Annotated in this window: 27 protein-coding genes and 1 pseudogene; 6 read left to right on the forward strand and 22 right to left on the reverse strand. The window is 38.0% G+C overall.

Translation table 11 applies throughout. The features are described 5' to 3' along the window. Positions 1-42 precede the first annotated feature (42 nt). Together RST01_RS12670 and RST01_RS12675 are read right to left on the reverse strand one after the other, a co-directional pair. Positions 43-1491 carry an MFS transporter gene (locus RST01_RS12670; protein ID WP_147197308.1) on the reverse strand — a complete coding sequence of 483 codons (1449 nt, stop codon included), beginning with the start codon at positions 1489-1491 and terminating at the stop codon, positions 43-45. Positions 1492-1786: 295 nt separating this feature from the next. Next, on the reverse strand, positions 1787-3184 hold the full coding sequence (locus RST01_RS12675; RefSeq protein WP_147197362.1) for an amino acid permease: 1398 nt from the start codon (positions 3182-3184) through the stop codon (positions 1787-1789). A gap of 367 nt (positions 3185-3551) precedes the next feature. Between RST01_RS12675 and RST01_RS16055 the strand changes: the two genes are divergently transcribed. Both RST01_RS16055 and rsgA read left to right on the forward strand, forming a co-directional pair. Next, positions 3552-3716 carry a hypothetical protein gene (locus tag RST01_RS16055; protein ID WP_158512601.1) on the forward strand — a complete coding sequence of 55 codons (165 nt, stop codon included), beginning with the start codon at positions 3552-3554 and terminating at the stop codon, positions 3714-3716. Between the two features lie 264 nt (positions 3717-3980). Next, positions 3981-5018: a ribosome small subunit-dependent GTPase A gene (gene rsgA / locus RST01_RS12680; RefSeq protein ID WP_147197310.1), complete on the forward strand. Its 1038-nt coding sequence runs from the start codon at positions 3981-3983 to the stop codon at positions 5016-5018. Positions 5019-5168: 150 nt separating this feature from the next. On the opposite strand, the gene kynB is transcribed toward rsgA, so the two are convergent. The 4 genes from kynB to kynU form a co-directional block, all read right to left on the reverse strand. Next, on the reverse strand, positions 5169-5792 hold the full coding sequence (gene kynB, locus RST01_RS12685) for an arylformamidase (protein WP_147197312.1): 624 nt from the start codon (positions 5790-5792) through the stop codon (positions 5169-5171). A 62-nt stretch (positions 5793-5854) separates the two neighbouring features. After that, positions 5855-6694 carry a tryptophan 2,3-dioxygenase gene (gene kynA, locus RST01_RS12690; protein ID WP_147197314.1) on the reverse strand — a complete coding sequence of 280 codons (840 nt, stop codon included), beginning with the start codon at positions 6692-6694 and terminating at the stop codon, positions 5855-5857. Then, positions 6679-8085, reverse strand: a complete 1407-nt coding sequence (locus tag RST01_RS12695; RefSeq protein ID WP_147197316.1) for an amino acid permease — start codon at positions 8083-8085, stop codon at positions 6679-6681. Before RST01_RS12695 ends, kynA begins: the two co-directional genes overlap by 16 nt. 80 nt (positions 8086-8165) lie before the next feature. Further along, the gene (gene kynU / locus RST01_RS12700; RefSeq protein WP_147197318.1) at positions 8166-9440 is read right to left on the reverse strand and encodes a kynureninase; all 1275 of its coding nucleotides are present in this window, start codon (positions 9438-9440) and stop codon (positions 8166-8168) included. Between the two features lie 156 nt (positions 9441-9596). On the opposite strand from kynU, the gene RST01_RS12705 reads away from it, so the two are divergent. Continuing rightward, entirely contained in the window at positions 9597-10223 is a 627-nt protein-coding gene (locus RST01_RS12705; RefSeq protein ID WP_147197320.1) for a TetR/AcrR family transcriptional regulator, read from the forward strand. A 50-nt stretch (positions 10224-10273) separates the two neighbouring features. Here RST01_RS12705 and RST01_RS12710 read toward each other — a convergent pair whose 3' ends face one another. Together RST01_RS12710 and RST01_RS12715 are read right to left on the reverse strand one after the other, a co-directional pair. Continuing rightward, on the reverse strand, positions 10274-10654 hold the full coding sequence (locus RST01_RS12710; RefSeq protein ID WP_147197322.1) for a hotdog family protein: 381 nt from the start codon (positions 10652-10654) through the stop codon (positions 10274-10276). Beyond that, positions 10648-11265, reverse strand: coding sequence for a histidine phosphatase family protein (locus tag RST01_RS12715; protein ID WP_147197364.1), 618 nt, complete (start codon positions 11263-11265; stop codon positions 10648-10650). The genes RST01_RS12710 and RST01_RS12715 overlap by 7 nt, the downstream gene beginning before the upstream one ends. Before the next feature lie 156 nt (positions 11266-11421). On the opposite strand from RST01_RS12715, the gene RST01_RS12720 reads away from it, so the two are divergent. Beyond that, positions 11422-12660 (forward strand): MFS transporter, encoded by a 1239-nt coding sequence (locus RST01_RS12720; protein WP_147197324.1) that lies wholly within the window; start codon positions 11422-11424, stop codon positions 12658-12660. A gap of 67 nt (positions 12661-12727) precedes the next feature. Here RST01_RS12720 and RST01_RS12725 read toward each other — a convergent pair whose 3' ends face one another. Then, positions 12728-14791 (reverse strand): sensor domain-containing protein, encoded by a 2064-nt coding sequence (locus RST01_RS12725; RefSeq protein ID WP_184117568.1) that lies wholly within the window; start codon positions 14789-14791, stop codon positions 12728-12730. Between the two features lie 548 nt (positions 14792-15339). Next, positions 15340-15879, reverse strand: coding sequence for a hypothetical protein (locus tag RST01_RS12730; protein WP_244946721.1), 540 nt, complete (start codon positions 15877-15879; stop codon positions 15340-15342). Positions 15880-15976: 97 nt separating this feature from the next. Between RST01_RS12730 and RST01_RS12735 the strand changes: the two genes are divergently transcribed. Next, the gene (locus tag RST01_RS12735; RefSeq protein ID WP_147197327.1) at positions 15977-16552 is read left to right on the forward strand and encodes a DNA-3-methyladenine glycosylase; all 576 of its coding nucleotides are present in this window, start codon (positions 15977-15979) and stop codon (positions 16550-16552) included. 72 nt (positions 16553-16624) lie between these two features. Here the strand turns inward: RST01_RS12735 and RST01_RS12740 are convergent, their stop codons facing one another. Then, positions 16625-17206, reverse strand: coding sequence for a DUF5105 domain-containing protein (locus RST01_RS12740; RefSeq protein ID WP_147197329.1), 582 nt, complete (start codon positions 17204-17206; stop codon positions 16625-16627). A 602-nt stretch (positions 17207-17808) separates the two neighbouring features. On the opposite strand from RST01_RS12740, the gene RST01_RS12745 reads away from it, so the two are divergent. Beyond that, positions 17809-18240: a terpene synthase gene (locus tag RST01_RS12745; RefSeq protein ID WP_147197331.1), complete on the forward strand. Its 432-nt coding sequence runs from the start codon at positions 17809-17811 to the stop codon at positions 18238-18240. A 252-nt stretch (positions 18241-18492) separates the two neighbouring features. Here the strand turns inward: RST01_RS12745 and RST01_RS16195 are convergent. From RST01_RS16195 to RST01_RS16220, 11 genes and pseudogenes are all read right to left on the reverse strand, one after another. After that, a pseudogene (locus RST01_RS16195) lies at positions 18493-18612 on the reverse strand (immunity protein YezG family protein); the annotation flags it as partial. A 222-nt stretch (positions 18613-18834) separates the two neighbouring features. Beyond that, positions 18835-19290: an immunity protein YezG family protein gene (locus tag RST01_RS12755; RefSeq protein ID WP_147197333.1), complete on the reverse strand. Its 456-nt coding sequence runs from the start codon at positions 19288-19290 to the stop codon at positions 18835-18837. A 21-nt stretch (positions 19291-19311) separates the two neighbouring features. After that, on the reverse strand, positions 19312-19557 hold the full coding sequence (locus tag RST01_RS16200; RefSeq protein WP_244946722.1) for a DNA/RNA non-specific endonuclease: 246 nt from the start codon (positions 19555-19557) through the stop codon (positions 19312-19314). Continuing rightward, a complete protein-coding gene (locus tag RST01_RS16205; RefSeq protein WP_244946723.1) occupies positions 19544-20092 on the reverse strand; it encodes a hypothetical protein in 549 nt (182 codons plus the stop codon). Before RST01_RS16205 ends, RST01_RS16200 begins: the two co-directional genes overlap by 14 nt. 444 nt (positions 20093-20536) lie before the next feature. After that, positions 20537-21070 carry a recombinase family protein gene (locus RST01_RS12770; protein ID WP_147197336.1) on the reverse strand — a complete coding sequence of 178 codons (534 nt, stop codon included), beginning with the start codon at positions 21068-21070 and terminating at the stop codon, positions 20537-20539. A 399-nt stretch (positions 21071-21469) separates the two neighbouring features. Further along, the gene (locus RST01_RS12775; protein ID WP_144454110.1) at positions 21470-22012 is read right to left on the reverse strand and encodes a T6SS immunity protein Tdi1 domain-containing protein; all 543 of its coding nucleotides are present in this window, start codon (positions 22010-22012) and stop codon (positions 21470-21472) included. A 53-nt stretch (positions 22013-22065) separates the two neighbouring features. After that, positions 22066-22512, reverse strand: coding sequence for a polymorphic toxin type 15 domain-containing protein (locus tag RST01_RS16275; protein WP_147197366.1), 447 nt, complete (start codon positions 22510-22512; stop codon positions 22066-22068). Between the two features lie 413 nt (positions 22513-22925). Next, complete coding sequence (locus tag RST01_RS12785) at positions 22926-23156, reverse strand: pre-toxin TG domain-containing protein (RefSeq protein WP_184117567.1); 231 nt, start codon at positions 23154-23156, stop codon at positions 22926-22928. A 241-nt stretch (positions 23157-23397) separates the two neighbouring features. Beyond that, positions 23398-23886, reverse strand: a complete 489-nt coding sequence (locus RST01_RS12790) for a cytoplasmic protein (RefSeq protein WP_147197340.1) — start codon at positions 23884-23886, stop codon at positions 23398-23400. Continuing rightward, positions 23883-24098, reverse strand: a complete 216-nt coding sequence (locus RST01_RS16215; RefSeq protein ID WP_244946725.1) for a hypothetical protein — start codon at positions 24096-24098, stop codon at positions 23883-23885. The genes RST01_RS12790 and RST01_RS16215 overlap by 4 nt, the downstream gene beginning before the upstream one ends. 17 nt (positions 24099-24115) lie before the next feature. Next, positions 24116-24526, reverse strand: a 411-nt coding sequence (locus tag RST01_RS16220) for an AHH domain-containing protein (protein ID WP_244946726.1), incomplete at its 5' end; no start/stop codon positions are given.

Here is a 24526-nt window from a genome sequence, read left to right on the forward strand (position 1 = left end):
AACAAAAAAGGCAAGCAGACGTTTCTGCATTGCCTTTTTTACTTAAGTACCTTCTGTTTTATTGTTCTCTTTCGCTTCAATGGTTTCATCCTTCCACCATAAAGCCTCTTCCGGGTCTTGTCTTAGAACATCCTTGAAATCCTTTTTTGTATCGACCGTTGGGTATGAACCTTTTAGGGCAATCCCAGAAGTGCTAGTGAATAACCATGTAAATACAATCAAGCCAATCAAGCTGACGACGACTAAATAAATAGCAGGTGAGAGAGTATTATTGGTCGCATGAACAAGATATGAAGCTAAAAGCGGGGTCGTTCCTCCAAAGATGGAGACGGAAATATTGAACGATACTGCTAATGCACGGTAACGAACATCTGTGAAAAATAATGATGGCAACAAAGAAGGCACTGTACCTTCATAACAACTTAAAAACAGGCCGAGCAGCAAAATGGAAACAAAGACGAAGCCTATTCTGCCTGTACCCATCATCCAAAAAGCTGGGATGGCAAAGATTAATAAGCCAATTAAACCGATTTGCACAACTTTCTTGTTGCCTATACGGTCGCTAAGCCGTCCGAAATATAACGCAAGCGGAATCATTAGCACCATTACAATAAGCAAAATAATTAACCCAGCCGTTTGATTAATCTTCAGCGTCTCAGTCAAATAAGATGGGATATAAGATAAAATCATATAGTTGGTAATATTATAAAAGGCAACTATCACTATGCTTAACAGCAAATCCTTCTTGTAATGCTTCACAATATCCTTAAAGGTTGGCTGTGATGCATCCTCCTGCGCTTGTTCCATCTCCTCAAAAACTGGAGATTCTTCTAGATGGCGACGAAGATACAAACCAATCAGTCCGATCGGTGCAGCAATCAGAAACGGCAATCGCCATCCCCAGGAATTCATTTGGTCATCAGATAAGAATACTGTCAGTAAAGTCACAATGCCTGAGGCTGCAATATAGCCGACGAGTGTACCAATCTCAAGACCGCTTCCCCACCTTCCTCGCTTCTTATCAGGGGAAGATTCTGCAATATACACCATGGCGCCAGAGTATTCGCCGCCAGTGGAGAAACCTTGAATCATACGGGCAAGCAACAATAAAATGGGAGCCCAGACACCAATTTTTTCATACGTAGGTAATAGACCGATAATCAAAGTTGAAAAGGCCATCATAATAATGGTGACGCTTAATACAATTTTTCTCCCATGAAGATCACCTATCCGCCCAAAGATAATTCCCCCAATTGGCCGCACAAGGAAGGCAACAGCGAAAGTACCAAACGTAAAGATTAATTGCAGACCACTGTTACCTACACCTGTAAAAAAGAGTTCACTTAGCGTAACAGCCAAATAAGCATACAGGCCAAAGTCAAACCATTCCATCGCATTTCCAATGCCCGTCGCTACTACTGCTTTTCGTGTTTTTTTCGAATTCACAACATTAATATCGCCGGGCTCTATTGTTAAATTGTCTTGATCCACATAAACAACTCCTCTTCGGTAAATAATCTTTTATAAAAGCATTTAATTAAGCAAGCGCTATATATGTTTTTATATTGCCCTTTTTTAAGAAATTTATCTTTCAGTACAGATGTTTTTAAAATAATCAATGAAGCATGTAGTACTTTTTTATTTCTACTCTCTCCTTAGTTTTTATCTGCTCACCCATCTCTCTCTCCAACTCTTTTTATAACCGATTATTTTTAACTCAAACCCACCATCCATTCAAAATAAAAAAATCTCCAACCTCCGAAGAGATTGAAGATTTACATGTCAGTTAGACAGTCATTGTTTTATTTTCTTTCAATTGCAGTTGTTGTTCGCCTACACCTAAGTTTTCACGTTTCTTTTTAATTTTGAAATGATAAATCAGATAGCATACGATAACAAATGGTGTTCCTAGATACAGTGCCAGCCGTTGTTCAGAATCAAAAGCAAGGCTGAGCAATACAATACAATTTAATGTTAACGAAACAATTGGAACAAGTGGGAACAGTGGCGTTTTAAATTTCAGATCCTCCACTTTACCACCCTCGCGAATAAATTTTCTGCGGAATGCAATTTGTGAAGCGGAAATAGAAATCCACCCAACCTGAGCACCTAATCCAGCGACCGACAATAGCCAAACGAATACCGTTTCTTCTGCAAAGAATCCTGAAAGTAAGGATAATAACGCAATGCCAATTGTTAATAGAAGTGCATTAATTGGAACACCACGTTTATTCAACTTTGTCAGTGCAGGGCTTGCCATTTTCTCAGTAGACATAGCATATAACATACGTGTTGCAGCATATATTCCTGAGTTTGCGACTGATAATAATGCTGTTAGAATGACAAAGTTCATTATATCTGCAGCATATGGTATACCGATACTATCAAATACGACAACGAACGGACTCTCTACCACGCCTGCTTGCTTCATTGGAATCAAGCTTGCTACAACAAAGATAGCTAATACAAAGAAAAACAGCGTACGCCAAACCGTTTGCTTAATTGATTTTGGAATCGTCTTCTCTGGCTCTTCACTTTCACCCGCAGCAATCCCAATTAACTCTGTTCCTTGGAATGAGAAGTTAACAGCTATCATTGTAATAAGCAGTGCACCTATACCATGCGGCAAAAAGCCATTTGCTGTGAAGTTACTCAAAAACGGTGCAGCTTGTCCACCATGCATTGGGACTAAACCAAAAATCGCTGCTCCTCCTAAAACGATAAACGCAATAATAGCGAATATCTTAATACTCGCGAACCAGAATTCGGTTTCAGCAAAAGCTCGAGCTGAAAGCGCATTCAATGAGAATAATACAATGGCAAATATAGCGCACCATATCCATACTGGCGAATCTGGGAACCATCGTTGCATCAGCTGGCCAGATGATAACAGCTCAAGCGCAACTGTAACAGACCAGCCTAACCAATAAAGCCAGCCTAGTGCAAAACCAGTGCCAGGACCAATAAATTTTGTTGTATATGTTTGGAACGAACCAGAAACCGGCATAGCGACAGATAACTCTCCTAAACATAACATCGTTAAGAACATGATAAATCCGCCAACTAAATATGAAAGAATAGCACCAGCCGGCCCTGCCTGGCTAATTGTATAACCGGAGCCTAAGAATAAACCCGATCCGATAACTCCCCCCAGTGATATCATAAACAAATGCCGTGCTTTCATCGTTCTTTGTAATCCTTGATTTGTGTTGCTCCCCTTTAACTCATTCAAACTTCTTCCCCCTGTCTCCCCTTGATGAATAGCCACTCATTTTGGCTACTAAAAATATAATCGAATTATGTCGCATACGCAATATATTTTTGCAATATTATTAATCTTTACTACTAACAGATTTTAATTACCCCTCGGTGTACGCTTGAAAACCACTTACCCTTGTTTTTTCCTTCTTTAAAAGCGGATATAATATTACCCCTAATGCTATTAACAATGAATACATAGAATATAGAAACCATTTGTTTTTTATATCTTTCATGGCCAATGGCGATGTGATAAAGTTAATACCAAATTAGTAGAGACGGAGGTTCCTATAATGAAGGATTTCCATTGCTGTGCAACATGTCAGCATTTCAAAGCGGAGAGAGTAGCAGAAGGAATGAAATATTATTGCTCAAGGCTTGGTTATGAAACCAAACCAGCATATAAATTTGATTGCTGGGATCCAAAGGAACATATTATTAAATTAATGAATAAGTAATACAAATATTTTTCTAAACATTTTAAATAATTTATATTTTATGTTGACGTTATTCGTTTTTCCTGTTATCTTAGAGATAACTTACAGAAGGAAGGTGATTTATATGGTAACGATGAATAAGGCTATTGCACAAATGAACGGGACCATATATTCACCTGCCATGCCAATATAAATTAGGCATGTTTATTCTGTTATGCGCGGTGAAGCATGGTTTCCGTTCTCGGACCATGCTTTTTATTTTGCAAATAACAGGAGGAATATGCTTTGAATCAATTAAACGAATACGGTTGGAATAATATACGACAAGATGAATGGAAAAACAATTTTGAAACGGCGGAACGTCATTATGTTCCAGGCCGTGTAACATTAGAACATAAACGGATGTATAGAGTGGTCACAGCAGAAGGAGAATGGCTATCCACCTGTTCAGGCAGCTTTACACATGCTGCAGCTGAACGGCGGGATTTCCCAGCAGTCGGTGACTGGGTTGCTGTGGAACAGATGCCAGGCGAGGAAAAAGGCATCATCCATTCCCTTTTGCCGAGGACTTCTCTCTTCTCTCGGAAGGTTGCAGGAATGGCAATCACCGAACAGATTATTGCCGTCAACGTAGATATCGTGTTTCTTGTTACTTCTATGAATGATGATTTTAATGCACGACGTTTAGAGCGATATTTAGTGGCTGCCTACGATTCTGGCGCATTGCCGGTTGTCGTTTTAACTAAGAAGGATGTCTGTGACCATCCTGAGGATTATATAGATCAAGCAAAACAAGTGGCTATTGGCGCGGATGTCGTCGCTGTTAGCTCAAAGACAGGCGAAGGTATTGATACGCTTTCTGATATGCTACAAAACGGTAAAACAGCCGCTCTTCTGGGATCTTCTGGCGTAGGCAAATCATCGCTTATCAATGCTCTTTGCGGAGAGGCCCGGATGGCGGTCCAAGACATCCGCGAAGATGATGCGAAAGGACGCCATACGACTACACATCGCGAATTGATTAAAATGCCAGCTGGCGGTATCTTAATTGATACGCCAGGAATGCGAGAATTTCAGCTTTGGAATGAAAACGATAGTGTAGACTCTGGTTTTAAAGATATTGAGTCGCTTGCAAACCAGTGTCAATTCCGTAACTGCAATCACCATTCCGAGCCGGGATGTGCCATTCAAAAAGCACTCGATGAGGGTGTTTTAGAGAAACAGCGTTATGCGAACTACTTAAAACTCCAAAAAGAATTGGCATATCTCGAACGCAAGGCAAATCAAAAAACACAACAAGGCAAAAGAAAAACTCGCAAGTAACTGCGATGCAGACTATATAATAAATGCCACCCATACAGACAGAGAAGACTAACTGTGTTTTCTCTGTCTGTATTTTTTTGTGTTTAACATATAAAAGAAGGACCCTTTGCTATAGACATGCAAAAAGATCCTTCTTATTTTAAATACTCACTACAGACGCTTCACTACTGCGCGGACTGGGCTCCCATCTGCTTCTGCTAGGAAAAGTGGTAATGCAGCCAGCTCATAATCTCCTGGTTCAATTTGGTCTAACACCAAGCCCTCTAGTATGTGAATACCATGTTTTGTTAATTCATGGTGAGATAACAGCTCTTTGCTATCAATCGGATCCACGGACGGCAAATCTAGGCCTAGCAAACGAATTCCTTTATCCCCCAAATAAGAAGCAAGCTCCGGCTCAATTTTTGGAATCGCTGTAGGAAAAACGCTTCGATCCGGCCATACATCCGTGCGAATCAATAAACGGCTGACTCCTTCTAAATCTACACCAGCGAGTGCTTCTACCCCAATAGAAGAAGGTACCGGCAAATGAATGATACGGGCTTTCCCAATGTACACGTTCACATCAAGATCTGAGACTTTCTTTCCATCATTATCAAAATGGAATGGTGCATCAATATGTGTACCTGTATGAATGCTCATTGTAATACGGCCAACATTGACTGATCCGCTTTCTTCTTTGCTCCAATTCACCTCATACGTAAATGGCGTATCACCTGGCCAAACTGCCGTCTGTTGATTTAGTGGCAATGAGATATCAATCCACGAATCCATGTTCATTTTCCCTCCTCATTCTCTTGTTCACTGTTTCTGCATAAAAAGCTCCTTAAAATACCTTACAGCTTTGTGCGTAAACTCAGTAGCTCAGGGAAGAATTGGTGATCCAATACCTTTTTTAAATAATTGACGCCGGATGAACCGCCTGTTCCCATTTTGTGACCGATGATTCGTTCAACAGTTGTCATATGGTTGAAACGCCAAAGCTGCTGCTGATTGCCGATATCCACCAGCTTCTCTGCCAATTCATATAAATCCCAGTACTGATCTGTATTGCGGTATACTGTCAGCCATGCTTCTTCTACGCTTTCATTCGGTTCATAATTTTGTGTCCAATCACGATTTAATGCTTTTTCATCCACTTTTAAACCATGCTTGGCAAGCGCAGAAATGGCTGCATCATAAATGCTCGGTTCCTTTAAAGACTTCGTCAGCAATGGATAAACCTCCGGCTGATGTTCATAAACTGCAAGCGTGCGGGCGTTTTTATTTCCAAGTGCGAACTCAATCAAGCGATTTTGGTAGGATTGAAACCCAGAGGAATGCCCCAACTTATCACGGAATTCCATATATTCGGCAGGCGTCAACGTGGAAAGAACACTCCATGATTGAATAAGCTGCTGCTGAATTCTAGAAACGCGCGATAGCATCTTGAAGGATGGTTCTAACTCGTTCTTTTGAATACACTCAATCGCCGCATGTAGTTCATGCAGAATGAGCTTCATCCAAAGCTCACTCGTTTGGTGAATAATAATAAACAACATTTCATCGTGGTGGTCTGAAAGCCGATGCTGACCTGTCAAAATTTGATCAAGGCGTAGGTAATCGCCGTATGACATCTCCTTTTCAAAATCCAATTGGATGCCCTTTTCTAAATTGTTACTCACTGAGTTTTCCATTCTAAATCCTCCTCGTCGTCTTTCGTGTTCCCTTGCTGTAATGGCGTATTTTCTTTTTTACGGTGGAAAAGAAAATAGATAACGGTTAAAAAGGCGAGCCATGGAATACCAAATTGAAGCAGTATTTTAAATGACGTAAACCAGGTAGTAATCATTAAGCTGACCAAGAGAATGGCTCCTAATGCCGTCAAATATGGAAAGCCGATCATCTTCACAGGCAATTGACGACCGCCTGCTCTCTCCCATTTCTTACGGAAGAATAAGTGCGATACAAAAACCATGAACCAAGTAAAAATGGCGCCAAACATGGAAATTCCCATCATGAATGCATAGGATGTCCCTGGGAATAATCCACTAACAACAGCAGCCATGATGATACCCATTGCTGAAATCGCAAGAGCATACAACGGTACACCCTTTTTGCTTAACTTACCGAAAACTGCTGGCGCTGATTTTGCCCGAGACAAAGAAAATACCATCCTTGTTGACGCGTATAATTGGCTGTTCATCGCAGATAAAGCAGCTGTCAAAATAATAAAGTTCATAATGCCAGATGCACCCGGGATATTCAAAATCTCCATTACTTTCACGAAGGGACTTTTATCAATGCCAGCACTTTTCCAAGGAACAATCATCAGCATAATCGCTAAGGTGATGACATAAAAAGTGGAAAGGCGGAATACTGTCGCTTTCAATGCCTTAGGTACAGCCACATCCGGATCCTCCGCTTCTCCTGCAGTAACCGCTATCATTTCTGTTCCTAAAAAGCTAAACAAGGAAATAAATACGGCAATCCAGACGCCCTTTAAACCAAATGGTAGGAATCCTCCGCTATCCACAAGGTTTTGCGGTCCTATTGTCGAAGAGCCGCCAGATGGTCCGAGCAAGATGTACGCCCCCAATAAAATAAAACCGATGATTGCGCTAATTTTAATCATTGAAAACCAGTATTCAAACGTTGCGAATGTATTTACGCTCGTTGCATTTACATAAATCAGTACGACACCAAAAAGCAGAATCCAGACCATGCCCGGCACGTGGGGAAACCAGTACTTCATATAAACAGCAATGGCACTCACTTCTACTCCAACAGCCAGCACATTTGCGATCCAGTAGGAATACCGGACAAGATAGCCTGCGAAAGGATGAATGTATTTTTCCGCAATCAGCCCAAACGAACCTGATGAAGGATGGGCGACAGTCATTTCAGCTAAGCACCCCATAAGCAACAAAATGATAAACGCGCCCAAAGCATAACTGAGAAGGACGCCGGGACCTGCCGTACTAATGGCGAGCCCACTCCCAAGGAATAGCCCCGTCCCAATTGCACATCCCATCGCAATCATTGTCAGTTGCCTGGTTTTCAGCTCCCTCTTTAAACCTTTTTCCATATGAATCCGCCTTTCCTTTACAGGTTAGTCATAACACTGTGGTATTCCTTATTCATTCCAAGATATATAAATCTAACAATCTATGCAACTGTTTCTCGCTCATTGGTAAACTTCTCATATTGCTTTTCATCCATAATCTCTTTTAAAATCTGCACTACATTCCACACATCCTCGTATGATGTATAAAGGGCAATCGGTGCAAGGCGAATCACATTCGGAGCACGAAAATCTGGAATAACCCCATGTTCCTTTAGAGATTTGCAAATACGGGCAGCTTCCGGATGCTCGAGACAAACATGGCCGCCACGACGGACATCATCACGGAGATTTCCGATTTCAAAACCAAAATCAGCTAGTTCTGCATCAATTAACTCCATGAAGTATTCATTAATTTCGAGTGATTTCTTTCGAATCTGTTCCATTCCCGCTTCTGCAAACATTTCGAGTGAGCCTAAAAGCGGTGCCATGCTCAATACATGTGGTGTCCCGATTTGATAGGCGCCGGCAGTGTCTGCAGGAGTAAAGGTATGCAAAAGGTCAAATTGAACATCTTTTCTTGAACCAAACCATCCAGCCAAGCCAGGCTCTGCACCAAAATGCTTCCGGTTTACATACAAACCGCCCACACCCCCAGGGCCACCATTCAAGTATTTATAGTTACACCAGTAGGCAAAATCCACATCCCAGTCACTAAAAGCATGTGGAATCGAGCCAACTGAATGGCAGCCGTCAAAACCAATTAAAATCCCACGTTTATGCGCTTCATCTGTCAACCTTTTCATATCCAAAAGTTGACCGCTGCGATACTGCACAGTTGGAAGAATCACTAATGCCACTTCATCGCTCATTGCAGCTATAATATCTTCCTCTTCAATTGTACGGCCATCCCTGCTTTTCACTTCGATTAAATGATGTTCAGGATCAAAGCCATGAATGCGAAGCTGGCTTTTCAGGGCATATATGTCTGTTGGGAAATTCAGTTCATCCGCAACAATTTTTGTGCGTTTCCTCTCAGGCTGATAAAAGGTTGCTACTAATTGATGCAGATTGACCGTTGTTGAACCGGTGACAATCACTTCTTCTGCTCTCGCCCCTACTAGAGGCGCCAGCATTTCTGCTAATCTCTCAGATAGTTCAAACCATGGATGTTGGCCCTGTGTCCATCCGTCGATACCGTATTTTTTCCAATCATCCACTGACTCGAAAAGCGTACGCTCCGCCCTTTTTGAAAGCAAACCTAAAGAGTTCCCATCCATATAAATGGTACCTGGTTGAAGATAGAATTCTTCTCGGAATCTTCTTAATGTATCTCTTTCATCTAGTTGTTTCGCGTATTCTAAAGTTGACTTTGTCATTGTAAATCCTCCCTCTTGTCATCTTTTTAAAAGACTATACCAATAAATATGACATTACGTCAATAATGTATTCTGAAAATTTATACTATTATACATCTTTCCTTTTAAAGTATTTCTTTATATGCTAATGTGAAAGAATATGAGGAGGCAAAACAGATGACTAACAAAGAAGAGGTGCAAGACAAACGCCATTTACGTTCTATCAAAACAAAACAAAAACTCCTCCAAGCTGCTCGCGAAATATTTCTAACGGTAGGCTTTCAAAATGCAACTATTTCCCAAATTATTAAAAAAGCAGAGGTCGGCTATGGCACTGCCTACGTCCATTTTAGCGGGAAAGAAGAAATTCTCATCGTCTTAATGGATCATGTAATGGAAAAGTTCTATCAAATAGCGGAAGTTTCATTTTCACCCAATTCAAAGGAAGAAGCACGCGATATTATCCTTTCACAGGCAATGGATTTTTTGAAAATGGCTGAAACGGAACGTAACATGCTGCAATTGTTCGAGCAAGCCATTGGCACTTCCCCCTCCATTTCAGCAAAGTGGAATGCTATCCGTGAAAAGTTCATCCAACGAATTTCAGAGGATATTGCATACGCTCAAAAATACGGACTAGCCAAAACAGAACTCAACCACAAGCTTGTAGCCCGCGGCTGGTTCTATACAAATGAAATGTACCTGTGGGAAATTGTCCGTAATGAACAGCAAGGTACAGTGGAAGAGATTGCAAAAACTATCACGGCTGTCTACACAGGAGGACTCTATCAAACGAATGAATAAAGAAAAGTGTCCCTGCGTAATCAGCACGTCTGGGACACTGGGTTATCTCATTATTCTGTTAAGATGACGCCAGAAAAGCTGCCACTCAAAACTTGTTTCTCCAACTGATTGGTACAAAGAAAACTCGCCAATATAGCGATTCTATTTGCATGATCCGGCTCTGCTTTCTCAATCTTTACCTGACACTGAATCGTATCCTCAGTAAAGACAGGCCTGAAAAACTCAAAGTTCATCGTGCGTGCCAGTACATTATATTCTCCACCTATTTTTGTGGGCATAGTAGCAGTCAGCAAACCTTGAACAACCACTCTTCCAAGTCCGTCAGGCTGTGTATGATGGTCACCCTCATCCATGGATAATGCTGTGAACATCTCTACATCTCTCTTCGTAAAAGTCCGTTCAAAATGGATTATGTCCCCTGTCTTCAACAATGTAATTTCCCCTTTTTTAGATGCTGCAGACTATTTATAAACTTTACTGCACGTATATCATCCTTTAACTCGAGCAGATGAATTCCTGTATCTCCTGTATGAAATTGAAATTTCGCCTGAACTGGCAGATTAAGAAAAGCCTCTAGGAAATTTGAAATCAGCCCCCCATGGGATACAATGGCAATCCTTTCCTTCTCCTTAAAATCGTATATGATTTGTTGAAATATCTTCTCAGCCCGATAACGTAACTCGATTGCTGATTCCCCATCTTGTATTGGAATATGGGCTGGCCTTCCCCCTGATGGCAATGGATATTTTACGGCTGCTTCCTTCCTTAGAAGTCCTGCTAAAACGCCATTATCAAACTCTCTTAATTCATCAAAATAACTAATCTCACAACCAATCGCTTCTTGTAAAATTTCAGCTGTACGACTGGCTCTTTTCAACGTGCTTGCCAAGATAATGTCCGGTGGAAAATGTTCCTGTACATGACTAGCCATTTTTCGAGCCTGATTTTCTCCCAGTTCGGTCAAGTGATAATCAGCTCTTCCTTCGTGCACCTGCAGAATATCCGCCTCTGATTGTCCATGCCTTATGACCAATAATTCCATTCCCATCCGCACCCCTTACCACTTTACTAATTTTGTTATACACATTAAGTCTAACGTCTATTGATTTTTCAGTCTATTTTAAAATTTTTGTATTTACAATTTTTATCAGCCGCATTATATTTAGATTAACGAATAATTAGAAAGGCGAATTATATTATGTTTCGTGAATCCATTACTTTTTTCAAGTCGTATAACCGAAATATTAAATTACTATTGTTAGGAAATATTTTTATCCAAATTGGTTTAGGCATTACAGCGATTATTTATAATTTCTATATTCGGTCACTAGGCTATGAAGATACGATGAACGGGCAGGTTATCTCTCTCACATCACTTGCCACGGCTTTATTTCTTTTGCCAGCTGGCATAATGGGCGATCGTAAAGGCAGGAAAAAGATACTTCTCTTTGGCCTTGCCGCAGCAGGTATATTTATGCTGCTACGATCCGTGTTAGAATCAGCGAGCCTTTTATTAAGCATCGCCTTTTTATTAGGCGGAGCTACGGCATTTTTTCAGGTTATGGTGATTCCCATGCTTGCAGAAAATTCAACAGCAGATCAGCGGGTACATCTATTCAGCTTTCACTTTGCCATTACCACAGCGGCGAATGTTATCGGCAACTTGTTAGGCGGTTTTTTAACAGATGTATTCAAACTACTTGTTGAAGATATTAGCGCTATTCGCTTGGCATTGTTGATTGGCTCCATCATTTTTGCAAGCGCCATGATTCCTTTCGCAAAATTAGCAGAGCCTTTAAAGGATGCTGAACAGCCGCCTTTATTAAGGGAGCCAATAGGATCGGTAAGTCGCAAGATAATCTTAATTTTTTTCCTTTCCCAACTATTGATTGGAACAGGCTCTGGTCTTGTCATTCCCTATTTGAATCTATATTTTGCGGACCGTTTCCATGCATCCAACTCAGCGATTGGCCTAATTTTATCCGTTGGCCAAGCAGGAACTGCCATCGCTATGTTTCTAGGGCCTGCAGTGGTCAAGAGGTTCGGCGAGGTGAAAGCAGTTGTGCTTTTGCAAATGCTATCTCTACCTTTTTTACTCATCACAGCTTTCACCGGAAATCTATTTATAGCATCGATTGCTTTTCTATTTCGGCAAGCCCTTATGAATGCAGGTAATCCCATTCAAATGTCTTTGATGATGTCGTTAGTGAACGATCGTTCTAAAGGTGTTGCAAATTCTGCAAACCAGATGGCCTTCAACTTAGGATGGGCTTTTATGGGCCCTGTTTCCACAACACTGGTTGTCACTTATGGCTCTTACTGGGGCTATGCAGCTGTTTTCAGTATTACATCCTTTATCTATTTCATCGCAACTCTATATTTCTTTTTTGTATTAAAAGCTTTTACAAAAAAGAATATTCAAGTTGCTATGAGCTGAGTTTTAAAAACACCTTATTGTTTGGCTTTTAAAGCAAAACAATAAGGTGTTTCATTTTTCAAATATTTTATTTGTTTATAGGTTGTTTAAGAGTTTGCAGCTTCCCTTCATATTCACAGACAGGAAGCGGTGGTGAGAAGTAATACCCTTGGATGTCATAGCAGGATAGGTCGCTTAAGAAATCAATTTGTTCCCTCGTTTCGACTCCTTCTGCAATCACATTCAGCTTCAGTTGTTTTGCCAGGGAGATAATCGTCGCAATAACCTCTCCATTTTCTTGGTAATCATCGATAAAGCTTTTATCAATTTTTAAACGGTTGATCGCCAATTTATGCAAGTAGCTGAGTGAACTGTAGCCTGTGCCAAAATCATCAATCGAAAGTTCAAAGCCCATGTCAATGAGTTCATCGAAACGTTCATTCACATTAATCCTGTCTCTTAAAATAATCGATTCTGTTAATTCAAACTCAACATACTCACTGCTTATTTGATATGTTTCCAATGCTTGTTGCAAAAAAGGAATTAAATCATCACGATAAAATTGCACTGATGATAAGTTAATTGACGTTCTCGGCACTTGGTTTCCCTCATCGAGCCATCTACGAATTTGTCCGAAGACTATCTTAATGATTTCTCTTTCTAATTCAATGATGAGCTGCGACTCCTCCGCTATTCTTATAAATATATTCGGTGGGATATAGCCGTATTTCGGATGCTGCCATCTTGCTAGGGCCTCTGCTCCAATCATACGATTGCTTTGACTATTATATTTCGGCTGATAATAGACCATAATCGAATGATTTGTTAATGCATCTCTCAAATCATTCTCAAGCTCAAGCCTATTTAACACATGCCCAGTCATTTCTTTGCTGTATCGTATATAGTTGTTAGCACCATTTTCTTTCGCCTGATACATGGCTAAATCTGCGAAAATGAATAAATCCTTTAACGAAGTTGCATCTTCTGGGTAACAGGAAATGCCGATGCTACAGGTAATCTGGAACTCATTGTCATGTACCTTAATAGGCGAAGAAAAAGCTGATAGAATGTCTTTTGCAAGGTCTTCTATATCTTGTTTTTGGGGAATAAAAGCTAAAAACTCATCTCCACCTATTCTTGCAAGTAGGCTATCTGAAGGCATTAACTCGTTTAAACGAGCAGACATTTTTTTTAATGCCATATCTCCATACTTATGTCCATAATTATCATTAATTCGTTTAAATCGATCAAAATCAATATAGATTAAACCAAAGTGCGCATTTTCTTCAATCGTCTGACCTACTCTTTTTTCCATGCTCCGTTTATTCGGAAGATCTGTTAGATCATCATGATAAGCAATATATGTAAGCTTCTCCTGTGCCCTTTTCTGCTCTGTAATATCTTGGACAATGCCATAGGCACCAATGGTTATATGATCAATAATCATTCTGACCGCTGTTATGGAGACATCTGCATAGCTTCCATCTTTACGTAAGAGCTTTGATTCTGTCAGCGTCACTTTGCCATTAATTACTTCTTTAAATAATTTGGACATGTTTTTTTCAGGTGCATTGATGAGTGCTTGAATAGACATACCTGATAATTCCTCAATACTGTATCCAGACAACCGAGATGCTTCTTCATTCACATCTTGAATATTGCCTGCTAAATCAACCGAAAATACAGCATCCGGATTATGATTGAACAGCGATTTATATGACTCCACATTTTTTTTGAGAATCACTTCACCAAATAAATCTGGAATAAGCGTTAAAAAGATATTAGCTCCAATTAATAAGATAAAAGGCAAAAGAATGAACTGATGCTCCTGCTGTCCTGCATGTACACTTGAAAAATCAAAAAATGATATCAGTAGGAGATAAGGAATGATCCCTAAGGATATACCAGCCATTAAACAACCGATATTTTTCCATTTTGTGTAAAGGCTATATATCTCTTCTCTCGTAATCTGAATTAAAAAACGTACTAAAGAAAAGGACATGCCGAAAATCAGCAAGCAGGCCATTACTACCAAAACAGGCTTCATTTCTATGTATTGATGATATAAAACAGTAAAAGCACCATAGTCTGCAACTATAATAAACAATCCTAGCGCCAGACTTGTAGCAATATATTGTATCTCTGTCTCCATTTCCCTTTGAGCCCCATACAAAGACACAAAGGCACCGATACAGCTACACAACAAATTCAATAAAAAGTAGTAGTATTGATTAGCTACCGGAGCACCAACCGAAACGACTATTAACAGGTTCGCAGACCAAAAAGTAAAGCCTAAAATAAATGAGTAAAGAATCATTTTTTTAAATTTATGTATAGCGATTCTTAGTTTTCTGCTAAATTCAACGGCAAGGTAGCAGCCTAAAAAAGAAAGGCAAATGGTCAATAATACACTATAAACATTAAAAAAGTAGAACGAAGAATTTACCATGATATTTAAAATCCTCTATTTTTTATAAGTATATATAATTATACAATGACCTAATTTTAAATGTAAACAAATAACTTTATTACTATTTTAAATAACCATTATAGAGACTATTTTCATAAAAATGATATTTCATCTTTATGACCTTTAACTAAAAAATACGTGTTTTACGTTTGTCACTTATCTTAAAGTGACTTCATTTGAAGTCCCACTTTCTATGTACTCGGACAAGTCGGAAACATCAAGCAACTCTTTTAGATGAACTCTTTTTTATGGTTGGGTTCTAGTACAATCCTAAAAGGCCCATTTATATTCATTACTGATGACTCCATAGGTTTTGTATATTCATCTAAAAACTCTAATTCTATAATGACTCTTTTACTGCTGTGATTATACAGTGAGAGATCACACTCCCCTTTCAATAGCCCCTTAATCGGGGATTCAAAATTACAGGTACCCTTTCCATCGTATGAAACTGCAGCAATTCCGCTTGCGATTGTCTTCTGATAGACTGCAATCAAAGGCAACGGCAAAAGAGAATATATAATAACAACTACTAGAATTGTTCGTATATGATATTTTCTCAGAGACCGGGCGAACAAAATCATAGCTATAACGTATAAAATTGACCCTACAATGCCCATCAAAACATAACCATTTTCATTCTGAATAGGAAAAGACATAAAGACTGAACGAGCTCCAAGCATTTTGTTATTTGGAAATGGAAAAAATAAACTCATACAAATTACTAAAAGAATACAGGAAGCGATGAAAGATTTTTTGTTTTTAATCATTTGGATTTTCTCCTTATTTATTATTAAATTGGTATGTACGTAACCTGTTATTTTTATGGTGCAAAGGGAAAAAATATAAAGAAAGGAGGCGGACAAGTTGATTCTGCCTATTGAATTTTACCAAAAAAACACTCTGGAACTCGCCCGAGATTTGCTTGGCTGCTTACTTGTAAAGGAAACAAATGAAGGAACCACTGCCGGCTATATTGTTGAGACCGAAGCCTATATGGGACCCGGTGATCGCGCAGCCCATAGCTTTGGCGGTAGACGCACCAAACGCACTGAAATCATGTATTCAGAAGCCGGCCATATTTATACGTACCAAATGCATACCCATACGCTGGTAAACGTCGTAAGCTCCGGCACAGATAAGCCCGAAGCCATCCTCATTCGGGCAGTAGAACCTCATACGGGAATTGAATTAATGAAAGAACGGAGAGGACTAACAGATTTAAAAAAACTGACGAGCGGTCCAGGCAAATTAACAAAAGCTCTTGGCATAACTATGAATGATTATGGCGGCCTCTTTACTGAACCACCTCTCTATATTGCAGCAGGAATATTACCAGAGGATATCTCCTCTGGCCCACGTATCGGCATCGGCAATTCTGGCGAAGCCAAGGATTATCCATGGCGTTTTTGGATAACTGGGAATCCCTATGTATCCAAATAAATTGTAGTAAACTACAATTTTCCATTAAAAAAACGGCATTTATAGCCGTTCTTTTAATGGAGCATAAAATTTTTACTCCATGCCTTGCAATACGTCTTGCACTTTATCTTTATTAGCGAAGAATACGTCCATGAGTTGATCATCATTAATAATTTGATATTCCCCGTCTTTGTTCTTTTTAAGATTCAATTTCACAGTTCTCGTTACTAAATCTATATTCTTATCTGCTAACTTTTGGATTAATAATTCATTTGCTTTTTCATCAAACTCTACCTCATCTAAATCTTGTAAACTGTTAAGTTGCGGTTTTAATTCTTCAATCACTTTTTTAGTTGCATCACTTACGTCAACTGATGTCACTTTGGCAGATACAACTGCTTTATCCTTGGCGCTAGAAACAGTCTTTGGTTCTTTGAAAGAGAACCTTTTAGCAATCGCTTTTAACCCCTTCTCATTTTCTACCTTATCTCCATTTCCGCTTTCTCCAGGTAAATGAATATCGCCTTTAACATATGTATTCGCCTTCTTCAAGTCACTATCTTTAAATGCAGTGAAAAAATCCTTTACCGTTTCTTTCGGTTTTGTTGCCCCACATCCTACCATTAAAATACTTGTTAATAACAATAAACCCATCGTGCTTAAAACTTTTTTCATCTGTACTACCTCCTAATATATTTCCATTATAACAAATAAAATACTAAATTTTAGCATTAATGGAATAAGGATGATGACAGATGAGTACTCCTGAAGGCTTTAATTCTTTAGACTTATACTTTTTCTTTCTATAATTAGACAAATAATGACTCATTCTTTCGAGAATAGACAATCTTGTACTTTAACCCCTTATACAACAAGCCATAATTTAAAGTTTTAAACTAGCCATCACAATTTTTTCACCGCAAATATTTACTTCTTCACTATCTCACCATAATATAATAATCCTAATTAAATTATGGTAATGGGTTCGTCAATTATTTAAAAAGTAAGAAGAGAGAGGTGTTAAGTGAGATAAAATGAATAATAGGGATTATATTCTTTCACTCTATTTCAATGATAATTTACTTAAATACTTTTTGAAATTAGGTAATAAATAACTAAATACTACCTTAATTCCAATAGCAATGACCTTTTTTGATTTACTACCAATTTCATATTTAGTTAAAGTAATATTGGCCCGTTTAGGGGAGAAATAGTAAACTAGAGGAAATAAAAGTAGTTAAAGAAACTTCGGATTTTCAGAAAAAGAGGGTGTAATTTTGATTTCACTTAAAAGAGTATTGAATTTGCGTGATTTAGAAGTTTATCTGGTATTTAAAGATGAACATGTCTTATCATATGCAATAATTGAAGACACTAAGAAACCATTTACAAATGAGGATAGAAAATTAGAACCTCTATGCTATATGGATGAAGAAGATATTAACGAAACTCTTAATGTTTTTAGAATTTATCTTATAAATGATAAACCTTTGAAAAAAATAGATTCTCTCATGCTAAGAGAATTTTTCAGTGAATTTGTTAATACAAATTCATTAACGAACTTTATCATTCAGGAATATGTTCAAATAGACGTATATGATAATGATGATAACGTTCAAGCATATCAAAAAATGTTAGACTTTGTAGGTTCTTCATATAAAATAAAATTAATCAAAGAAAGTAATTGGGTGCACTTATCTCAAGATTAATTAAAAATCAGCCAATAAAAACACTTACTTAGACCTTTTAATGCATAAATTCTAATTTTTTTATTGTAGTGTGGCACCTTTTACATGTTGTTACAAGGACTAAAATAATTCTATATATCCATCAACTAATAAATGCTATTTCACCAAAACTCATCATCCATATTCTCTACTATCATTACACGTATTACTCTATGATGGGACAACCATCATGAAGTATGTATTTTCATTTACAATAAATAACTCTAGTAGAGATTATTTTTGTTTATTAATATATTCTCTAATCAGTTTCACATCACTTTCCCTCTTTTGATTAGGAGAAATGCCCAACTTTTTATACTTCCATATAATTAACCTCTCATAATGATTATAGTTTTTTATTTAGATCTAATAACAACTATAACTTCTGCCTTTTTTTGAATTGGAAAACCAAAACGCAAAAAAGCACTTGTTGCCTTAATTGACAATCAAGTGCTTTAAGTTCACATGTTTAAGTGGCATAAATCATCAATTTTTTGTAGTAATCAGTATGGTATCATTTTATGTCGTGACAATACTAGTTTAAAACTTATCTGCAAATCTTTAACTACAAACAATCTAAAGATTATTATTTTGTACTTCTTCAAACCATTCATTAAAAATATAACTTGCTGTTTTAATCTCGTCATGCGTATAAACTAATTCATACTTGTAATCAGCCTTAAAATTTCCACTCTTAACATCATATATTAATTTCATCTCTGTTGGCATGTCTCTTTCATATTCTTTACACAATTCTTGGATTTTTTCGATATCCTCATTTAATATATCTAAAACCATAAACTGACGCTCTGTAGACACATTGTATGTTTTATCACCATCCTCCAATGCATCATTCATTTTATGGGGCTTTACATACTTATTGTTAATTAAATAAAAGAACTTACTCGAAAAAATACTTTCCTCACAAGAAGCATAAACATAGACTTTATCAGCTCTATTTTCAGCATATTCCATACATATGGATATCATATCTGCTTGTAATTCACTAAATTTTTCCTCAAACTCTTTCATACTACTTTTCCACTCCTTCGGTTAATTTATAAGAGTTTCAGAGAACGCCTCGCCATCAATAGTGTATTTCACTGAAAACTTCTCAGGACGCATATCCTTTCCAGAATAAATTACTTCAACATTAACTGTTACTTCTTTGGGAGGTGTTTCTTTTAAAGCTGCTGCCCATTCATTTTCAATTTTCTTATATTGCTTTAAATTAACATCTGATAATTGGGAAACCAAATTATCAATTTTAGGTGAGCCTCCAAATCTATCTCCTGCCAAATGGCCCGCATGATCTTGGCCTTTTATTTTTCCTGGTGTATTTTCTTCCATTAGTAAAATGTTTTCCGGTTTCTACTAATGTTTTTTCTTCATTTAGTACAGCATTACCTTTGCCCGCACCCTTACCAGCCAATACCCCATCCTTCTCCGCCTGCTTGATCGCTAAATACTCATCCGCTTTCGCAGGGAGTTTACCAGATGGAAGTCCTCGCTCTACACCAGTGACTACATTCCCAGCGTTTGTTTGAACCGCACGGACTTCAATTGGGCGAAGGGCATTGTCTATAAATTTGGCGGATTGGCGGACTGTTTGTTGACCTGTCTTTGATGTGACTGCAGCGAGAACGGGATGCTTTAGGGTGAATTTCAGCTGATCGCCATGGGCTTTCCCTAGATTCCTCGCATGTTCCAGTGTCGACTTTAAGGCAGATCCCCCTGCATTCTCAACTGTTTTATAGGCGGACTTCATCACATTCGCAAGAGCTGGCATATTCTTTAATAAGGCTTTTCCTGCAACTGCGCCGGCACCCGGCACAATCGCAAATGCGCCCCTTACTAGACATTCGTTATCAGAGATTTTTCTGCCGGATATGAGATTTTCTCCCGTGATGGCTCCTTTTATTTACTCTCCTAACTTAACTTTTATGTTATAACGTTATATTCGGATACTTTACCCACATGTTAAAATATCATGACGGCACTACCTTCATAACCTATGAATTTCAGTAAAGCATCATTTCAAAGCATAATTGTTTCATAAAAAACAAAAAACACCTGTTACCTAGATAGGCAATCAAGTGCTTTATTTTAATTTTATAAATTAATTCATTACTAATTCTATCTGTAAACCCACGAGCCTGTTTAATTTGGTTTGTTCCCTGTAACAATATATCGTAGGTTTAAAATGTCATCTCGCCTAATTATCGTATGGTACAAACTTCATGAGCTCTTGATTTTGATGTTTATTTTCTTAAAATACTTAGTCATGTAACTTGTCAATAAATTCCGTAAACGATGCTGCAACATAAAATACATTTTCTCTTGCACGCTCTTCAGCCTGTTCTTCAGTTAAACCCTCTTCTTTTATTAACATTTCTTTTTCCCAAGCATTTTCATGTTCCCCGTTGACCAAAAAGTCATTTGGGTCTTTCTTATGGAAACTGTAAAAAGGTTGTTCAATACTTTTAATATCGCAGCCATATTTCTTCAACTCTCGTTGTATCAGCACCTTTACAATATCTGACCGCCATAATCGGCTTGTGTTCAGCACCACCACTAAATCAACTTGGACAGACGAAAGGTGAGCCAACATTTTCTGTAAGCCCACCCTGTCAATTTCTAATGCTTCTTCATTCAGTTTTGCGCCACTAATTCCTTCATCTCTAAAAATATGTATCAAGTTCAAGCCTTGTTCTTCACAGTAGGCTTTAATTTCATCTTTTTGATATTTCAAGCTATATCCCTCTTTAGCTTGCCCTTGAGTGGAGACTCGTATATACCCAACAACGTTCAACTTTTCACCCTCCCGTTACGAAAATTAAAATTTATGTAACGCTTTTTAAACGAATAGCGAGTATTATACGGCCGTCTTTAGTAAAAACACAACCCAAATTTTTTAATCCAAAGCAGTAATAGAACGCCCTTCACGTTATCCATTGTTTATCGTCACGAGCTTTGTCATTCTCGTTAGTTTATTAGCCAATCCATGCCATAACTACCGCTGCCATGTAAAATGTCATCTCGCCTATTTATCGTACTTCTCACAAAATCCAAATATAAAATTATTACTCCATGATGGTACTACCTTCATGAGCTATGAATTTCAGTAAAGCAATATCCAATATCGTCCAAAGTTAAGATTTCTAAAAAAACAAAAACACCTGATTCCTAATAAGGCACATACTCCCGAATATTACTGAACTGGTCCCATAAATTCAGTAATAATAAGAATATGTTCCTTCAGTTTGACTTTTTTTAGATTCTCTACTTTTTCTGCTCCACCTAAACCTAATAGCGGTGTATAACCGAAGCACTCATCATAATCTAACTCACTATATTGTTTAAGGGCTTCGGGATAAGGTTGCCAAGACAAATCTTCATCTTTAAATTCCAAATCATTAATATTTTGAAAGAAAAATTCAAATGTAAACATAATTGTCTTTACCACACCATACCTGTAATTAAGTAGTCTAACATATCCATCTGACCAAATAACTAGGTCACCCATACCTGTAGCAAACAACACAACTGAATCCTTGTATCTTTGACTACTCTCTCCCAAAATCTCTTTAAATTCCTCTGGATTTACACTTTTAAAATAACCTTGCATAAATGTACCAAATCCATAATTACTCCATAAATCTATAATTTCATTTGGTACCAGTTGCATATATTTTTCAATGATTTCACTCGGAACTTTATTATGCAATTTAAAATCTTTTAAGTATTTTTCCATTTATACTCCTCCCACTAATGTGTTAATTTCACATTCAAATAAGTATTTTTTAGTTATTCTGGTGTCATACTTTTTGCTAATTCCTTGATTTGTTCATCAACAATATCAATCCTATACCGCCATTGACTACCTATTGATGAATTTATTCTCTTATCTCCCAAACCTCCTATTACTTCTGCCTTTCCTCCCGCTATCTGGTCTGGGTTGTGAAGTGCAGCTTGAGTATCTAACCACTCCTTAGCTTGTTTCTTAGCTTTCGATAACGTTAATCCTTCTCTTTGTAGTTCATTTATCTTTTGTACATAAGCTTCTTCCCTAGCAGCTTGTTGTGCAGCGTTACCTTCTATTGCACGCCCTTGTTCAATATACTTCTCACGATTTTTTAAATACTCATCAACTGTTAGTTCATTCATACCTTTTTCTTGGTCTTTCAATTGTCTTGCAAACTCTTCGGAGTCATGTTTATCATTTCTTTTAAAATTAACTTCAACTTCTTTTATTCTTGGTACATCATCCAAATGCTTTACATTACCCGTGCCCTTACCAGCCAATACCCCATCTTTCTCCGCCTGCTTGATCGCTAAATACTCATCCGCCTTCGCAGGGAGTTTACCAGATGGAAGACCTCGTTCTACACCGGTGACTACATTTCCAGCGGTTGTTTGAACCGCACGGACTTCGATTGGGCGGAGGGCATTGTCGATAAATCTGGCGGATTGGCGGACTGTTTGTTGGCCTGTCTTTGATGTGACTGCAGCGAGAACGGGATGCTTTAGGGTGAATTTCAGCTGATTGCCATGGGCTTTTCCTAGATTCCTCGCATGTTCCAGCGTCGACTTTAATGCAGATCCCCCTGCATTCTCAACTGTTTTATAGGCGGACTTCATCACATTCGCAAGAGCTGGCATATTTTTTAATAAGGCTTTTCCTGCAACTGCGCCGGCACCGGCACAATTGCAAATGCGCCTCTTACTAGACGTTCGTTATCTGATAGTTTTCTGCCGGATATAAGATCTTCTCCCGCGATGGCTCCTCCGACATCTATAGCCGTATAGGCAGCCCCTGCCACGAGTCCAGCGGGTGGACAGACAATCGTTAAGCCTACCTCAACCCAAATAAATGCAAAAAAGCACCTGATGCTCAAACTCTGAATCAAGTGCTATTTTTTAATTCTTTTGTCTTTCATTTTTCAATAATTGTAAGTGAAATTTTATAGAACCATATCTTGTCACAACTCTAATAAGCCTAATAAAGAATCTATCTTAGGAGCAATTTTATTTCTTGTGATTCATCTTCTAACATTTCTCTGTATTCTTCTAGTATAGCCCCTAATAAATTAAACCTTGAAAGGCACTTTGCCAATCAAGGTTTGTAATTCTCTTAATTTAAGGTACATACACAATAATCTCACCCATTGGATATGTACCCTTCCAGCCACAAGGCCACCCTCCTTGCTTATAAACCTCAAAGATTTTCTCATAAAAGTTATCTGTTTTCCCATTGACTAATCGATTTAATGCACACATCGTGAGGTCTCCCTCAACTTCCTCATTGATATCAATATAATCAAAAGGGAGGAAGTCATTTGAATAATTATCGTTGTCACTAAAAAAGTCATATAAATCATTTTGTTGAGATCCTAAATCAAAATTATATATCTTTTCAACAATATCTTCTGCTTCCCGGGATTTAACATATTCCCAAACAGTATCAACTTCACTTGAATCCTGAGACCAGGCACGATTTTGGGCTTCATCGAAATCATTTATTATCTCTAAGTTTTTTACATGAAAGTTTTTATTATTGAACAATTTATTATTAGCAATAAAGTCCATTACCTCTTCTACTAATTGTGTGTTTTCACCAAATTTCATTTAGATAACCACCTTTCCCATAACTCTTCCGTTGCTCCACCGCCTCTGCTCCAAACAGGCAGTTTTTTATTTTTACCACTCTTGAAAAATTCCTCTATATTATTTATTTTAGTCTTGTATAACGGTAATCCATTTTCAACCGCCTTTTTTAGCTTTTGTTGTAGTTCATATACTTGTTTTTCTAAAACTGCTAAATCTTGATTAACATTCATTTTATCGAGCTGTTTTCTTACACATTGTTATAAACGCTATGAAATCCTCTATGTCTGGATAAACCACTAATATCTTCAGAAGGTATAGGTAAAAATATACCGTTTGTAGAATCATTCATGTCCATTCCGATTTTCTTAATAACTGGATGTTTATTTAATTGAGAAGGAATTACATGTTGAGCTTGATAACCTTTCCAACTTGCAGAGCGAGGTAACCCCATTTTCTCTAATAAATTTTTCCCTAGATTAGTTGGATCTCCTGAGGTAGGCTTTCCTGGAATCCCTGGAATAAGTCTATTAGCATTATCTATACCCTTCCCACCCAATACCCCATCTTTCTCCGCCTGCTTGATCGCTAAATACTCATCCGCCTTCGCAGGGAGTTTACCAGATGGAAGACCTCGTTCTATACCAGTGACCAGATTTCC

The organism is Rummeliibacillus stabekisii (assembly GCF_007988965.1).
Taxonomy (GTDB): Bacteria; Bacillota; Bacilli; order Bacillales_A; family Planococcaceae; genus Rummeliibacillus; species Rummeliibacillus stabekisii.

Coding starts and splice junctions, on each gene's coding strand:
- RST01_RS12675 (WP_147197362.1), bottom strand. CDS start 3,184: ATGAAAGCACGGCATTTGTTTATGATATCACTGGGGGGAGTTATCGGA.
- RST01_RS16055 (WP_158512601.1), top strand. CDS start 3,552: ATGAAGGATTTCCATTGCTGTGCAACATGTCAGCATTTCAAAGCGGAG.
- kynB (WP_147197312.1), bottom strand. CDS start 5,792: ATGGATTCGTGGATTGATATCTCATTGCCACTAAATCAACAGACGGCA.
- kynA (WP_147197314.1), bottom strand. CDS start 6,694: ATGGAAAACTCAGTGAGTAACAATTTAGAAAAGGGCATCCAATTGGAT.
- RST01_RS12695 (WP_147197316.1), bottom strand. CDS start 8,085: ATGGAAAAAGGTTTAAAGAGGGAGCTGAAAACCAGGCAACTGACAATG.
- kynU (WP_147197318.1), bottom strand. CDS start 9,440: ATGACAAAGTCAACTTTAGAATACGCGAAACAACTAGATGAAAGAGAT.
- RST01_RS12705 (WP_147197320.1), top strand. CDS start 9,597: ATGACTAACAAAGAAGAGGTGCAAGACAAACGCCATTTACGTTCTATC.
- RST01_RS12715 (WP_147197364.1), bottom strand. CDS start 11,265: ATGGAATTATTGGTCATAAGGCATGGACAATCAGAGGCGGATATTCTG.
- RST01_RS12720 (WP_147197324.1), top strand. CDS start 11,422: ATGTTTCGTGAATCCATTACTTTTTTCAAGTCGTATAACCGAAATATT.
- RST01_RS12725 (WP_184117568.1), bottom strand. CDS start 14,791: ATGGAGACAGAGATACAATATATTGCTACAAGTCTGGCGCTAGGATTG.
- RST01_RS12730 (WP_244946721.1), bottom strand. CDS start 15,879: ATGATTAAAAACAAAAAATCTTTCATCGCTTCCTGTATTCTTTTAGTA.
- RST01_RS12740 (WP_147197329.1), bottom strand. CDS start 17,206: ATGAAAAAAGTTTTAAGCACGATGGGTTTATTGTTATTAACAAGTATT.
- RST01_RS12755 (WP_147197333.1), bottom strand. CDS start 19,290: ATGAAAGAGTTTGAGGAAAAATTTAGTGAATTACAAGCAGATATGATA.
- RST01_RS12775 (WP_144454110.1), bottom strand. CDS start 22,012: ATGGAAAAATACTTAAAAGATTTTAAATTGCATAATAAAGTTCCGAGT.
- RST01_RS12790 (WP_147197340.1), bottom strand. CDS start 23,886: ATGAAATTTGGTGAAAACACACAATTAGTAGAAGAGGTAATGGACTTT.
- RST01_RS16215 (WP_244946725.1), bottom strand. CDS start 24,098: ATGAATGTTAATCAAGATTTAGCAGTTTTAGAAAAACAAGTATATGAA.